At 70.7% G+C, this 13,930-nt stretch carries 13 protein-coding genes and 2 pseudogenes; 7 read left to right on the forward strand and 8 right to left on the reverse strand.

Going from position 1 to position 13,930, the window contains the following annotated elements:
- Positions 1–2,242, forward strand: a 2,242-nt coding sequence (locus A5696_RS00250) for a WD40 repeat domain-containing protein (RefSeq protein ID WP_197516860.1), incomplete at its 5' end; no start/stop codon positions are given.
- Positions 2,243–2,246: 4 nt separating this feature from the next.
- On the opposite strand, the gene A5696_RS00255 is transcribed toward A5696_RS00250, so the two are convergent.
- Genes A5696_RS00255 through A5696_RS00270 form a run of 4 tightly spaced genes read right to left on the reverse strand, consistent with a single transcriptional unit; the run spans position 2,247 to position 5,289 of the window.
- Entirely contained in the window at positions 2,247–2,990 is a 744-nt protein-coding gene (locus tag A5696_RS00255; RefSeq protein ID WP_067871598.1) for an adenosylcobinamide-GDP ribazoletransferase, read from the reverse strand.
- On the reverse strand, positions 2,987–4,045 hold the full coding sequence (gene cobT, locus A5696_RS00260; protein ID WP_197516861.1) for a nicotinate-nucleotide--dimethylbenzimidazole phosphoribosyltransferase: 1,059 nt from the start codon (positions 4,043–4,045) through the stop codon (positions 2,987–2,989). The genes A5696_RS00255 and cobT overlap by 4 nt, the downstream gene beginning before the upstream one ends.
- Entirely contained in the window at positions 4,042–4,578 is a 537-nt protein-coding gene (locus A5696_RS00265) for a bifunctional adenosylcobinamide kinase/adenosylcobinamide-phosphate guanylyltransferase (RefSeq protein ID WP_067871605.1), read from the reverse strand. Before A5696_RS00265 ends, cobT begins: the two co-directional genes overlap by 4 nt.
- A gap of 27 nt (positions 4,579–4,605) precedes the next feature.
- Positions 4,606–5,289, reverse strand: a complete 684-nt coding sequence (locus tag A5696_RS00270) for a DUF3043 domain-containing protein (RefSeq protein WP_067871634.1) — start codon at positions 5,287–5,289, stop codon at positions 4,606–4,608.
- 182 nt (positions 5,290–5,471) lie between these two features.
- On the opposite strand from A5696_RS00270, the gene A5696_RS00275 reads away from it, so the two are divergent.
- Positions 5,472–6,548: a glycerate kinase gene (locus A5696_RS00275; RefSeq protein ID WP_067871609.1), complete on the forward strand. Its 1,077-nt coding sequence runs from the start codon at positions 5,472–5,474 to the stop codon at positions 6,546–6,548.
- Positions 6,549–6,629: 81 nt separating this feature from the next.
- Positions 6,630–6,986: an iron-sulfur cluster assembly accessory protein gene (locus A5696_RS00280; RefSeq protein WP_067871612.1), complete on the forward strand. Its 357-nt coding sequence runs from the start codon at positions 6,630–6,632 to the stop codon at positions 6,984–6,986.
- 71 nt (positions 6,987–7,057) lie between these two features.
- Here A5696_RS00280 and A5696_RS00285 read toward each other — a convergent pair whose 3' ends face one another.
- Positions 7,058–7,690 (reverse strand): hypothetical protein, encoded by a 633-nt coding sequence (locus tag A5696_RS00285; protein WP_067871615.1) that lies wholly within the window; start codon positions 7,688–7,690, stop codon positions 7,058–7,060.
- A 197-nt stretch (positions 7,691–7,887) separates the two neighbouring features.
- Between A5696_RS00285 and A5696_RS00290 the strand changes: the two genes are divergently transcribed.
- Positions 7,888–8,862, forward strand: coding sequence for a carbohydrate kinase family protein (locus A5696_RS00290; protein ID WP_067871619.1), 975 nt, complete (start codon positions 7,888–7,890; stop codon positions 8,860–8,862).
- Positions 8,863–8,936: 74 nt separating this feature from the next.
- Here A5696_RS00290 and asnB read toward each other — a convergent pair whose 3' ends face one another.
- Positions 8,937–10,880, reverse strand: coding sequence for an asparagine synthase (glutamine-hydrolyzing) (asnB, locus tag A5696_RS00295; RefSeq protein ID WP_067871623.1), 1,944 nt, complete (start codon positions 10,878–10,880; stop codon positions 8,937–8,939).
- Positions 10,881–11,011: 131 nt separating this feature from the next.
- Here asnB and A5696_RS00300 point away from each other — a divergent pair, with 131 nt between their 5' ends.
- The 3 genes and pseudogenes from A5696_RS00300 to A5696_RS28140 form a co-directional block, all read left to right on the forward strand.
- Positions 11,012–12,109 carry a cytochrome c oxidase subunit II gene (locus A5696_RS00300; protein ID WP_082956620.1) on the forward strand — a complete coding sequence of 366 codons (1,098 nt, stop codon included), beginning with the start codon at positions 11,012–11,014 and terminating at the stop codon, positions 12,107–12,109.
- A gap of 13 nt (positions 12,110–12,122) precedes the next feature.
- Positions 12,123–12,542 (forward strand): cytochrome c oxidase subunit 4, encoded by a 420-nt coding sequence (locus A5696_RS00305; RefSeq protein ID WP_067871626.1) that lies wholly within the window; start codon positions 12,123–12,125, stop codon positions 12,540–12,542.
- Between the two features lie 181 nt (positions 12,543–12,723).
- Positions 12,724–13,198: pseudogene (locus tag A5696_RS28140) on the forward strand (hypothetical protein); the annotation flags it as partial.
- Here A5696_RS28140 and A5696_RS00310 read toward each other — a convergent pair.
- A pseudogene (locus A5696_RS00310) lies at positions 13,163–13,588 on the reverse strand (DUF2561 family protein); the annotation flags it as partial. The pseudogenes A5696_RS28140 and A5696_RS00310 overlap by 36 nt on opposite strands.
- On the reverse strand, positions 13,588–13,930 hold a 343-nt coding region (locus A5696_RS26780; RefSeq protein ID WP_231964170.1), incomplete at its 5' end, for an MmpS family transport accessory protein. The pseudogene A5696_RS00310 and the gene A5696_RS26780, both read right to left, overlap by 1 nt.

Here is a 13,930-nt window from a genome sequence, read left to right on the forward strand (position 1 = left end):
GGCGGCGCCGATTCATGGCAAGCCCAAGGATCAGTTGGCCGGCGACGATCTGCGTGAGCAGCGCAGGTTTCGCCGGCTGCGCGCAGCCGCGATCACGGCGCTGGCCCTGTTGATGGTGGTAGCGGTGATCTCTGCGTTCGTCGCCGCCGTCCAGCGCCAGCACGCGATTTCGCAGCGCAACGGAGCCATCGCGCTGCGGCTCGATGCCGAGGCCCAGTCCATGCTGGCCGGCGCCCGCGCCGGCGGTGATATCCGTACCTTCGCGGAACTGCTGGCCGCGCGAACCCTGGCCGCACCCGACGAGAGCGCGCTGTTGCACACGGTGGCCCAGCGCACCGCCACGCAGAAGATCGTCGACACCGGAAGTCCGCTCACCGGTGTCGCATTCAGTCCCCACGGGAACCGGGTCGCCACCGCCGCCGCCGGCTCCGAACACACGGTGCGGTTGTGGAACGTCGAGACCGGCCAGCCCGTCGGCAACCCCCTCAAGGGCCACACCGACACGGTGGCCGCCGTCGCATTCAGCCCCGACGGGCACCGGTTGGCAAGCGCCAGTTGGGATCACACGGTGCGGTTGTGGGATGCCGACACGGGTCAGCAGATCGGTGCCCCTCTGAACGGTCACACCGGCGAAGTGGTCGGTGTGGCGTTCAGCCCGGACGGGCACCGGTTGGCAAGCGCCAGTTGGGATCACACGGTGCGATTGTGGGACGCCGACAGCGGCCAACCGATCGGGAACCCGCTCGCCGCCCACACCGGCAAAGTCACCGGCGTGGCGTTCAGCCCCGACGGGCATCGCATCGCCAGCTGCAGCTACGACGGCACGCTGCGGATGTGGGACACGGCGACCGGCCAACAGGCCGGCGCGCCGTTCACCGGGCCCGCCGGCAGGCTGCTGACCGTCGCATTCAGCCCCGACGGACAACGGCTGGCCAGCGGCGGCGACGATGCCACGGCGCGGTTGTGGGATGCCAACAGCGGCCAACAGATCGGCGCTCCGTTGAGCGCTCACACCGCGCCGGTTGCCGGGGTGGCGTTCAGTCCCGACGGGAAGGAGCTGGCCACCGCGGGTGACGACACGACGGTGTGGTTGTGGGATACCGCCAGCGGTCACACGATCGGTGCCGCGCTCACCGGCCACACCGACTCGGTGAGCGGCGTCGCGTTCAGCCCTGACGGGCGCCGGCTGATCACCGGCAGCGCCGATCAGACGTTGCGGCTATGGAATCTCGGCCAGACCCTCGCGGGCGGTGACGAGCTGGGGGGAGTGGCCTTCAGTCCGGACGGGCATCGGCTTGCCAGCGGCAGCGCCGACGGCACGGTGTGGTTATGGGACGCCGATACCGGCCGGCCGATCGGGCCGCCGCTGAAGGGGCACAACGGCGAGGTGCCCGCTGTGGCCTTCAGCCCGGACGGGCATCGGCTGGCCAGCGGTGGTGCGGACCGGACGGTTCGGCTGTGGGACGCCGACAGCGGCCGGCAAATCGGGGCCCCGCTGGACGGGCACGCCGGGGCGGTCGACAGCGTGGCGTTCAGCCCCGACGGGCATCGACTGGCCAGCGCCGGCGCCGACCAGACGGTGCGGTTATGGGATGCCGATACGGGCCGACCGGCCGGGGCCCCCCTCGCCGCGAAGGCCGGCATCGTTTTCAGCGTGGCGTTCAGCCCCGACGGGCATCTGCTGGCCAGCGGCAACCAGAACCAGACGGTGCAGTTCTGGGATGCCGATACCGGCCGGGCCATCGGTCCCGCCCACAAGGAGCACGGCCAGTCGGTGTTGAGCGTGGCGTTCAGTCCCGACGGGCATCGACTGGCCAGCGCCAGCGCCGACCAGACGGTGCGATTATGGAACGCCGACACCGGACAGACCATCGGTGCTCCGCTCACCGGCCACACCGACGCGGTGATGAGCGTGGCGTTCAGTCCGGACGGACACCACCTGGTCAGCGGCGGCAGAGACCGCACCGTGCGATTGTGGAACGCCGACAGCGGCCGGCCGCTCGCCGAGCCGTTCACCGGGCATACCGACGTCGTCTGGGGTGTTGCCTACGGCCCCGACGGCCAACGGGTGGCGTCGGCCGGCCTGGACCGCACCGTACGATTGTGGCCCGCGCAGGCCGTACCAAAGATGCTGTGCGACAAGCTCGCTGCCAACGTGAGCCACACGCAGTGGCGCGACTGGGTGTCGCCCGACGTCGGCTATCGGACGCTGTGTCCCGGCCTGCCCGTCGCGCCCGACTGATTCCTCAGCCCACCCGCGCCAGCCCTGCCAGCGCCACGGCGCACACCGTCGTGGTGAGCTCGATCGCGGCGCCCAGCACGTCGCCGGTGATGCCGCCGAACCGGCGCACGCAGTGGGCCGCCAGCACCGCGCCGCAGCCCAGCGCCACCAGCACCGCCACCGGCCCCTGCCACGGCCGCGGACCGGCCAGCACCGAAACGGCGAGCAGCGCGGCGAGCCAGGCGGCCAGCACCGGCGCGGGCTGGCTGCCGGCCACCCGGGCCCCCAGCGCGCTGCCCTCCGCCGCGGGCACCGACCGCCGACAGGCCAGCACCGCCGCGACCCGGCCCGCGACGACCGCCAGGACGACGGTCCCTGGTCGCAGCGCCGAGAAGGCCAACCCCTGCAACAGGATCACCAGCACGACGGCCGCCACGCCGAACGGTCCGGTCGACCCGTCGCGCATCACCGCCAGTGCCCGCCGGGGCGGGCCGTAGCAGCCCAGGCCGTCGGCCGTGTCGGCGACGCCGTCGATGTGCAGGCCGCGGGTCGCGAGCAGCAGCGCGCCCACCGCGAGCACGCCGGGCAGCGGGCTGGGCGGACCGAAAACAGCGGCGCCGCACCATGTCACGCCCGCGGCCAGCGCCCCCAGCGCGGCGCCGACCACGGGCAGCGCGGTCATCGCGCCGCGGCCCATCGGCGCGTTCCGCGCGCCCGGCACGGGCAGCACGGTTCCAAATGCGAAAGCCGTTGCCACCGAACGCATCACGGCTGCGATGGGGTGCTCGGGCCGGCCACGCCGGCCTCGGTGAATGTCGCCATCGAGGACAACACGGCCACCGCCGCGCGCAGCACGGACAGCGCCAGCGCGGCCCCGGTGCCCTCGCCCAGCCGCATGCGCAGGTCCAGAATCGGGTCCAATTCGAGGGCCGCCAGGGCCAGCTCATGGGCCGGCTCCGTCGATCGGTGGCCGGCCTGCCACCAGTGCCTCGCTCCGGGCGCCAGCCGCTCGCCCACCAGCGCCGCCGCGGTCACCGCCATGCCGTCGAGCAGCAGCGGCGTTCGCCGGACCGCCGCCTGGGCGCAAAAGCCGGCCAGCGCGGCCAAATCCGCGCCGCCGCAGCAGCGCAGCAGCCCGACGGGGTCGGGCAGCACCGATCGCGCCCGGAACAGCGCGTCGCGCACCGCGGCGGTCTTGCGCGCCCATCCCGCGTCGTCGATGCCGGTCCCGAAGCCGACCACCGCGACCGGCTCGGCGGTGGTCAGCGCCGCCACCAAAACCGCAGCCGGGGTGGTGTTTCCGATCCCCATGTCGCCCGCGATCAGCAGGTCGGCGCCGGCGTCCACCTCGTCGTCGGCGATGCCCCGTCCAGCGGCGATCGCGGCGAGGGTCTCACCCTCGGACAGCGCGTCCTGCGTCCTGATGTCGCCGCTGCCTCGCCGCACCTTGCGGGCGCCGATCCGCTCGGAGGCCGGCTCGGCGTCGACGGCCAGGTCCGCCACCCGCACCGTGGCGCCGGCAACGCCGGCGAGCACGTTGATCGCCGCGCCACCGCCGTCGATGTTGGCGACCATCTGGGCGGTGACCTCCGGCGGGTACGCCGACACCCCCGACCGGGCGACCCCGTGGTCGCCCGCGAAGACCACCACCCGGGCGCGCTCGAATTGCTTTGGCGGGCAACGCCCCTGGCACGCTGCGACCCAGACCGACAGGTCCTCGAGGCGGCCCAGGGCGCCGCGCGGCTTGGTCAGTGTGTCCTGGCGGGCGCGGGCGGCCGCGGCGGCGCCCGCATCGGGCGGCGTGACTGGCGCGAATTCCATCAGGTGCCCGACGGCTTGATCTGCACCGCCTGGCCGGCCACCACCAGCACCACCCGGCCGCACAACTCGGCGACGCGCTGGTTGAGCTCGCCCAACTCGTCGGCGAACCGGCGACCGGACGCGGTGGCCGGCACCACGGTCAGCCCGACCTCCGGGCTGACCAGCACCAGCGTGGAACCGAATGCGCCGACGGCGGCCAGCAGTTCGCCGACAGGGGTCGCCACCGAATCGCGGTCCCACCCGTCGTTGCGGTCCAGCGTGGCGGTCAGCCAGCCGCCGAGGTCGTCGACGAGCGTCGGGATGCCCGGCGACCGGCGCAATTCGGCCGCGACGTCGTCGGTTTCGACGGTGGACCAATGCGCGGGCCGGCGGTCCCGGTGCCGCGCGATCCGGTCCGCCCAGTCCGCGTCGGCGCGGCCCGTCACCGCGGGGGCCAGGTAACGGACCGGCTCACCCGGCGGCAGCGCCGTCGCGATGGCTTCCTCGGCCCAGCGGGACTTCCCGCACCGGATCCCGCCGAGCACCAGGGTGCGCACCCGGATCAGATGGCTTTCGCGCGCCGCTCAACCGACATTGCCGCCGCGCTCGACCTGGGGCCGGGGCGCCCGCATGCGGCGTATCTGTGAGGCCCGGCTCGCGGCGTAAAGACCCAGTTTCCAGCGGCTTTCGGTGTTGCTCGGGAACTTCGCGTCCACCAGCTTGCTGACTTTACGTCCCAGGATCACCGCGTCGACGCCCATGACGACCATCAGCAGCAGCATCGCGGGGGAGGCGTAGAACTGCAGCTGCGGGACGCCGATCGAGGCGACCAGCAAAAACACCGTCGCCGGCATGAACAGGCCGAGCAGGTTGCGCCGGGAGTCCACCACGTCGCGCACGTAGCGCTTGACGGGCCCCTGGTCGCGCGGCAACAGGTAGGCCTCTTCGCCGGCCATCATGCGTTCGCGGCGATCCGTCATACGGGCGCGGCTGGCGGTCCTCTCCGCCCGGCGCTCCTCGCGGCTGAGCTTCGGGCCGGCCAGCGACTTGCGGCGGGCCCGCGCCTCGGCCGAGGTCATGGGTGCCGGCGCGATCGGGCCCTTCCTCGAGTTGCGCCGGGCCGCGCTGCGCTTGGGCGTGGGCCGACCCTTGGGCCCGGTCCGGCGCGACGCGGTGTCCGCGGAACCGGCGGCATCGGTTCCCGCCGTCACCGCGGCGGCCCCTTCGAGGTCGTCTTCCCGGCCCTTCTTGCGGCCCATCAATTTCACAACGGCCAGGTTACTTGCCTGGGGGAGCAGCCGGTAACGGCCCCGGAATGCGTCGTTGTCGGCCATGCTCCAGCGCGACGCTTGCACCTACGCTTGACTGTGATGAATGGCTACCTGTGATGGGCGACGGCACGATGGCCGCGGATAATGGCCTCGCACCTGGCCGTCTCCGGCTGCCTGCCATGCAGGTTTTGGTCGCGCCGGATTGCTATGGGGGTAGCTTGTCGGCCGTCCAGGCGGCCGCCGCCATCGCGACCGGCTGGACCCGGTCGCGTCCGGGCGATCGGTTCATCGTCGCCCCGCAGTCGGACGGCGGTCCGGGGTTCGTCGAGGTGCTGGCCAGCCGGCTGGGGCAGAAACGGCGCGTGACGGTGTGCGGCCCGCTGGGCGCCGCCGTGAGCGCCGAGTGGGTGTTCGACCGCCGCTCCGCCACCGCCTATTTGGAGTGCGCGCAGGCCTGCGGGCTCGCCCTGCTCGGCGGTCCTCCCACCGCGGAGACGGCGCTGACGGCCGACAGCAGTGGCGTCGGACAGCTCATCGCCGAGGCGCTGAGTGTCGGTGCGAGCCGGATCGTCGTCGGGTTGGGCGGCAGCGCGTGCACGGATGGCGGGAAGGGGATGATCACCCAGCTCGGCGGGCTGCAGGATGCGCGCCGGGCGATGACCAACGTGGACCTGATCGCCGCCACGGACACCGAATATCCGATGCTGGGCCCTTGGGGCGCGGCCAGGGTGTTCGGGCCGCAGAAGGGTGCGGACACCACCACCGTCGCCGCGCTCGAGGTCCGGCTCGAGGCGTGGGCGCTCGAACTGGAGGCGGCGGCCGGGCGGGACGTGAGCTCGGAACCCGGGGCGGGCGCCGCCGGGGGGCTGGGCGCCGGCCTGCTCGCGCTGGGCGGCCGGTGTGAGTTGGGCGCGGAAATCATCGCCGAACACACCCACTTGGCCGACGATCTCGAGACCGCGGACATGATCGTCACGGGTGAGGGCCGGTTCGACGAGCAGTCCCTGCACGGGAAGGTGGTCGGCTGCCTCGCGGAATCGGCGCGTCCGCTGGGTATTCCGGTGATCGTGCTGGCCGGCCAGGTCGGCCTGGAAAACTCCGCGGTTCGCTCGTCGGGCATCATGTCCGCCCTGTCCATCGCGGATTACGCCGGTTCGGTGCGGTTGGCGCAGGCCGACGCGGCCAATCAGCTCATGGGTTTGGCCTCTGAGGTGGCGGCGCGACTCGGGAATAGCGGTCCCGCAATGTACCGTTGAGGCAGTGGGCTTTCACCGTGCGGGCCGTGCCCGACCATGAGCGCGGGTCGTGCCCGACAACTGAGCTATGTAGGAGAAGCAATGACGGTGCAAAACGAGTCGAGCGCCAAGACGCATGGCGTGATCCTCACCGAAGCCGCCGCTGCCAAGGCGAAGTCCCTGCTGGACCAGGAGGGCCGTGACGACCTGGCGCTACGCATCGCGGTCCAGCCCGGCGGGTGCGCCGGCCTGCGTTACAACCTGTTCTTCGACGACCGGTCCCTGGACGGCGACCTGACCGCGGAGTTCGGTGGCGTGACGCTGACCGTGGACCGGATGAGCGCGCCCTACGTCGAGGGCGCGTCCATCGACTTCGTCGACACCATCGAGAAGCAGGGCTTCACGATCGACAACCCCAACGCCACCGGTTCCTGCGCCTGCGGTGACTCGTTCAACTGACCGGCTGGGCAGCTAGTCCCGATCGCGGCGGCGACCCGCTTCGCCCGGCTTCGCCGCCCTCGCGATCGCCGCTAGTACGAGCCCGCGGTGCGGAGCACGTACGAGCACACCATGATCTGGCCGCGCTGGAATAGCAGCTGAGCGATGCCCTGCATGTCGTCGCGCGCGGGGCCGCCGGTCGCGGGGGATACCCGCATGGTGAACAGCGCCTGAGCCTGGTATTGCGACAGGTAGACGATTTTGTCGATCGATATCAGCTGGATGTCGGAGAACTGCTTGCGAAGGGCGTCGCTGCTCATTCTGGCCAGCGCCTGGTCGCTCCGCTTGTCGCGGACGCCGTCGTACATGCCGCACAGCGCGTTGCGCATGATCACGTCGAGGTCGCGATGCTCGAGGGCGTCGAGGTAGCCCTGGATCGCGGTCTTGGCCGCGCCCTCGGAGAACGAGGTGCCGGTGTTGGCCCCGTTGGTGCGGACCCCGTAGGCGATCGCCAGCGTCAGGATGGCCGCCAGCGCGGCGGCCATCAGCGCGCCGATGAGCAGCCGCCGCCTGGGCTTTCCCGTCGGGTAGGGCATCGGGGGCGCTTGACCGGCATAATCGGGCGCAGCGGCGGGCTCGTGGGGAAATTCGAGCGGCTGGGACCCGGCGTGGGGCGTTGGTCCGGCTGCGCCGGCGGTGTGGTCCGGCGGGTGCGGACCTGCCATGTGGTTTCTCCTACCGTGGTGGGCGCGACCATTGGGCGGGCCGGGGCCCGGAGGCCCGAGACCGGGGTCCCGGCGGCGCGTTGCTTGAGTCGTTCGTAAGGCAGGCTAGCGCACGGCTTTGCGCCGACCCGGGACGCGACGGCGCCGGATACCCCCGAGTAAGCTAGATAACCTTACTAACGACGGATGGAGACTTCGTGACGATCGCGGTGACTGGTTCGATTGCGACCGACCATTTGATGCGGTTCCCCAGCCGCTTCTCCGAGCAGCTGCTGCCGGAGCATCTGCAGAAGGTGTCCCTCAGCTTCCTGGTCGACGACCTGGTCATTCACCGCGGCGGCGTCGCGGGCAACATCGCCTTCGCCATCGGTGTGCTCGGCGGCGACGTCGCGCTGGTCGGCGCGGCGGGCGACGACTTCGACAACTACCGCGAATGGTTGGTGGCCCACAACGTCAACTGCGACAACGTCCTGATCTCCGAGACGGCGCACACGGCCCGCTTCACCTGCACCACCGACGTCGACATGGCCCAGATCGCCTCGTTCTACCCCGGCGCCATGTCGGAGGCCCGCAACATCAAGCTTGCCGACGTGGTCGCCGACATCGGCACGCCGGAGCTGGTGATCATCGGCGCCAACGACCCGGAGGCCATGCAGGTGCACACCGACGAGTGCCGCAGGCTCGGGCTGCCCTTCGCCGCCGACCCGTCCCAGCAGCTGGCCCGGCTCTCCGGCGACGAGATCCGCCGGCTCACCGACGGCGCCAAGTACCTGTTCACCAACGACTACGAGTGGGACCTGATGCTGTCCAAGACCGGCTGGACGGAGGCCGACGTGATGGCCCAGGTCGACCTGCGGGTGACCACGCTGGGCCCCAAGGGCGTGGACCTGGTCGAGCCCGACGGCACCACTACGCACGTCGACGTGGTGCCCGAGACCAGCCAGGTCGACCCCACCGGCGTCGGCGACGCGTTCCGCGCCGGCTTCCTCACCGGCCGCAGCGCGGGCCTGAGCCTCGAGCGTTCGGCGCAGCTGGGCTCGCTGGTGGCCGTGCTGGTGCTGGAGTCGGTCGGCACCCAGGAGTGGGCCTGGGACCACGAGGTGGCCAAATCCCGGCTGGCCGGCGCCTACGGCGAGGACGCGGCCGCCGAGATCGCCGCAGTGCTCGCCTAGCTTCCGCGAGCAGACGCAAAAGCCCCCATTTCAGAGCGAAATTGGGGCCTTTTGCGTCTGCTCGCGAGCCCGGGTCAGAGCTGGACCGGGTAGACGGGCTCGCTGATCTGCGGCACCACGCTGTGCTCGACGAAGATCGCGTGCCACAGCATGAAGATGAGCACCGTCCACAGCCGGCGGCTGTGATCGCTTGCGCCGCTTCGGTGCTCGTCGAGCATCCGGCGCACCGCGGCCGGGTCGACCAGGTGCCCGGCCTGCGACGAGTCCACCAGCTCATAGGCCCACTCCAGCAGCTCGCCGGCGCGCAGCCAATGCCGGATCGGCACCGGGAAGCCGAGCTTGGGCCGGTGCAGCACGTGCGCGGGAACGATCGGCTCCAGCGCGCGCCGCAGCGCGTACTTGGTGGTGGTGCGGGTGATCTTGGCCTCGACGGGCAGCCGGGAGGCGACGGCGAACACCTCGGGATCCAGGAACGGGACCCGCAGCTCCAGCGAGTTGGCCATCGTCATCTTGTCGGCCTTGACCAGGATGTCGCCGCGCAGCCAGGTGAACAGGTCGACGTGCTGCATGCGGGCCACCGGGTCCCAGCCGGACGATTCGGCGTAGACCGCTGCGGTCACGTCGGTGTGGGTCCACTCGTCGCGGAACCCCGGCAGCACGTCGCGCAACTGGGCGTCGGAGAAGCTGCGGGCGTTGCCGTAATAGCGCTCCTCGAGCGTCAGCGAGCCGCGGTGCAGCAGGCTCTTGCCGCGCATGCCCTCCGGCAGGGGCTTGGACACCTTGCCCATCGACCGCCGTACGGGCCGGGGCAGATAGTCAAAAGGCTTGAGCGACAACGGCTCCCGGTAGATGGTGTAGCCGCCGAACAGCTCGTCGGCCCCCTCGCCGGACAGCACCACCTTGACGTGCTTGCGGGCCTCGCGGGCGACGAAGAACAGCGGCACCAGCGCCGGGTCGGCGACCGGTTCGTCGAGATACCAGACGATCTCGGGCAGGGCGGCCACGAACTCGTCCGGGCTGACGACTTTGGCGATGTGGCGGGCGCCGATCGCCTCGGCCGAGGCCACGGCGACGTCGATCTCGGAGAACCCCTCGCGCTCGAAGCCGGTGGTGAACGTGATCAGCCGCGGGTTGTGCCGGATGGCCAGCGCCGCGATGGCGGTCGAGTCGATGCCGCCGGACAGGAACGCCCCGACGGTGACGTCGGCACGCATGTGCTTGGCCACCGAGTCCTCGAGCACCGCGGTGATCTCGTCGTAGCGGGCCTGTTCGGTGTCGCGGGTGATCGGGGTGGCGGCGAAGCGCGGCACGAAGTAGCGGGTGACCTCCGGCGTCATTCCCGGCCGGATGCGGGCGTAGCAACCCGATTCCAGCCGCCGCACCCCGCGGTGCAGCGTCTCGGGCTCCGGCACGTACTGCAGGACCGTGTAGTGCTGCACCGCCCGGTCGTCGATGCCGGTGTCGAACCCGACCAACTCGGCCACGTCCATCAGGCATTTCTTCTCGCTTGCCACCGCGGTGCCGCCGGTGCCGGTGGCCATGAACAGCGGCTTGATGCCGAACGGGTCACGGGCGCAGAACAATTCGCGGGTCACGGTGTCCCACAACGCGAACGCGAACATGCCCCGCAGCCGGGTCAACACGTCGGTGCCCCAGTGGTGGTATCCCGCGACGATGGCCTCGCCGTCGCCGTCGGTGGCGAACGCGGCGCCGTGCGCGGTGGCCAGTTCGTCGCGCAGCTCGAGGTAGTTATAGATCTCGCCGTTGAAGACCAGAACGTAGCGGTCGGGCGCCTCCGGCGGTCCCCAGCGCAGGGGCTGATGCGAATGCGCGATGTCGATGATGGACAGCCGGTTGAAGCCGAACACCACCAGGCCGTCGGCGCCGGGGTCGGCCCAGGTGCCCGGCTCGTCGGGCCCGCGGTGGCGCATCAGGTGCGACGCGCGGGAGATGGCGCCGTCGGCCCTGGCCGGATCACCCCCGGCGGAGGCCGCGAGGAACGCCAGCAGACCACACACGGCGCCCCAGTATGCCGCACTTGGCCGCCGGTTGTGCTGCCGCACACCGGGATGGGTCGGGGTTTCGTCGCCGACGCAAGCGGCGTGGTCTACGCTGCGTAGTATTCGGTATCCGAGCAGGAGGCGCCAACGTGACACCTCGCGAGCAGGTCGCTTCGCAACGTCTGTCGCAGGCCAGGGTCCAGCGCCGGTCCGGGGGCGCCCACCTGGGCCTTTCCCGCCGTTTGCGGCCCCTGGCGCTGGCGGCGACGCTGGGTGTGCTGGCGGTCACCCTGAGCGGATGCAGCTGGTCGGAGGCGATCGGGATGGGCTGGCCGGAGGGCATCACCCCGCAGGCGCACCTCAACCGGGAGCTGTGGGTCGGGGCGGTGATCGCCTCCCTGGTCGTCGGGGTCATCGTGTGGGGGCTGATGTTCTGGTCGTCCGCGTTCCACCGGAAGAAGGCCACCGACACCGAGCTGCCGCGGCAGTTCGGCTACAACATGCCCCTCGAGCTCGTGTTGACCGTGACGCCCTTCCTCATCATCTCGGTGCTGTTCTATTTCACCGTGGTGGTGCAGGAGAAGATGACGCATCTGGCCAAGGACCCCGAGGTCGTCATCGACGTCACGGCCTTCCAGTGGAACTGGAAGTTCGGGTATCAGCGCGTCAACTTCTCCGACGGCACGCTGACCTACGACGGCGCCGATCCCGCGCGCAAGGCGGCGATGGTCTCCAAGCCCGAAGGTAAGGACGCTCACGGCGAGGAGCGCGTCGGGGCGGTGCGCGGGCTCAATCCCCAGGACCGGACCTACCTGAACTACGACAAGGTCGAGACCCTGGGAACTCCCACCCAGATTCCGGTGCTGGTGCTGCCGGCCGGCAAGCGCGTCGAGTTCCAGTTGGCCTCCGCGGACGTCATACACACCTTCTGGGTGCCGGAATTCCTTTTCAAGCGCGACGTGCTGCCCAACCCGCAGGCGAACAACTCCGTCAACGTGTTCCAGGTCGACGAGATCACCAAGACCGGCGCGTTCGTCGGGCACTGCGCCGAGTTTTGCGGGACGTATCACTCGATGATGAACTTCGAGGTTCGGGTGGTGCCGCCCAACGACTTCAAGGCCTACCTTCAGCAGCGGATCGCCGGGAAGAACAACGCCGAGGCGCTGCAGGCGATCGCGCAGTCGCCCGTCGCGGTGTCCACCCACCCGTTCGACACCCGCCGCGGTGAAATGACCACAAGCCAGTAGGTGAGGACGCTCAATGCATATCGAAGCGAGGCTGTTCGAATTCATCGCCGTTTTCTTCCTCCTGATTGCGGTGCTGTACGGGGTGCTGACCGCGCTGTACGCCAACGGCGGTGAGGAGTGGGCGGGTACCACCGCGCTGGCGCTGACCGGTGGCCTGGCGCTGATCACGGCGACGTTCTTCCGGTTCGTCGCGCGCCGGCTGGACACCCGGCCCGAGGACTACGAGGGTGCCGAGATCAGTGACGGCGCAGGGGAATTGGGCTTTTATGCGCCGCACAGCTGGTGGCCGATTCTGATCGCGCTGGCGGCCGCGGTGGCGGCGACCGGCATCGCGCTGTGGCTGCCGTGGCTGATCGTGGCGGGGGTCGCGTTCGTCCTCGCCACCGCGGCCGGATTGGTCTTCGAGTACTACATGGGTCCCGAGAAGCACTGATTTGCGACTCGAAGGTCACAATCAGGGCATCAGTTGATCCGTGGCCCCTTTGCCGCGACATCCCGCTTCGTTCGGTTCGGTAGGGTTTGCGCAGGCATATGAGAAACTCCCAAGCGCGCGCGCAACGAGGCACCCGCGGAGCCCCGCGCGCTGGTGATGCAGTTGAACAGGGCAGGCAACTATGAGCGGGCCGAATCCGCCGGGACGGGAACCTGACGAACCGGACTCCGGCGACGAATTGGGACACGAGGCCGTCGATTCCCACGACGAGCCGGAACCCGTCGATGACGACGCCCACCTCGCCCCGGCGGATCAGACCGGCCAGACGGACGCCTACTCCCGGGCCTACTCGGCGCCCGAATCCGAGCATTTCCTCAGCGGCCCCTACCTGCCGGCCGATCTCCGGCTGTACGACTACGACACCTACGACGAGTCCGCCGACGCGGACGACGAGCACCGCGCCCCGCGCTGGCCGTGGGTGGTGGGCATCGCCGCGATCGTGGCCGCGATCGCGCTGGTGGTCTCGGTCTCGCTGCTCGTCACCCGCACAGACACCAGCAAGCTGGCCAACCCCGCCACCACGACCACCCCGTCGGCGCCGCCGCCGCAGGACGAGATAACGACCACCAAACCGCCGCCGGCTCCGCCGCCTGCATCCGCGGCTGGCGCGCCCGCTCGGCCGCGGTGCGCGGCGCGGGGGCCATCAGGCGCACCGGGGGCCGGTGCGGCGTGCGCCCGGCACCCGCGCCGGGCCGGGTCGCCGGCTCGATCAGGCCCATGCGGCGCGCCCGCAGCAGCACCGGGATCGCCCCGGCGATGATCAGCGCGGAAATCGCGATGACGGCGTACAACACCCACGAGGTGTGCGAGCCGCCGGGCGTCTTGTGGAAGCCCCGGCCGAGATCCACCAGGGCGACGGCGGCCGCCACGCTGACGCCCAGCAACACCAGCCAGACGGCCGCGCAGGCGCCGAGCAGGAGGCGGTCGATGACGTCGGGCGGGATGCTGTCCGAACCACGCCGGTAGGCCGAATACCTGCTGACCATCAGCAGCTCGTCTGCGGTGCGTCGCTGTTGTTCGACGACAGCACCGTTCCGTCGCTGGTGGTGATCGAGCAATTGAGCCGGCTGACCCGGAACAGGCTGGATGCCTGGACCGATCCGACGTCGGACGTGGAGATCGGTGTCACGGTCATCGACCACGGGATGTACACGTTGTGCTGGGTGCGGGACCGGCCGGACGCGTCGACGTACGTCACCGAGATGATGTCACCCGGAGCCTTGGTGCCGGTCACCGAATAGGTGACCTGCCGCGGCCCGGCGGGTGTCGTCGTGGTGGCCGGGGGCGGTGCCGCCGCGGTCGGCGTGGCCGCCGGCGGGGCCGTTGCT

It is taken from the genome of Mycobacterium sp. E2699, from assembly GCF_001666745.1.
GTDB lineage: Bacteria > Actinomycetota > Actinomycetes > Mycobacteriales > Mycobacteriaceae > Mycobacterium.

Excerpts from the sequence above, each read along its gene's own strand:
- A5696_RS00275 (WP_067871609.1), top strand. The coding sequence starts at position 5,472 with ATGCAGGTTTTGGTCGCGCCGGATTGCTATGGGGGTAGCTTGTCGGCC.
- A5696_RS00305 (WP_067871626.1), top strand. The coding sequence starts at position 12,123 with ATGCATATCGAAGCGAGGCTGTTCGAATTCATCGCCGTTTTCTTCCTC.
- A5696_RS00280 (WP_067871612.1), top strand. The coding sequence starts at position 6,630 with ATGACGGTGCAAAACGAGTCGAGCGCCAAGACGCATGGCGTGATCCTC.
- A5696_RS00285 (WP_067871615.1), bottom strand. The coding sequence starts at position 7,690 with ATGGCAGGTCCGCACCCGCCGGACCACACCGCCGGCGCAGCCGGACCA.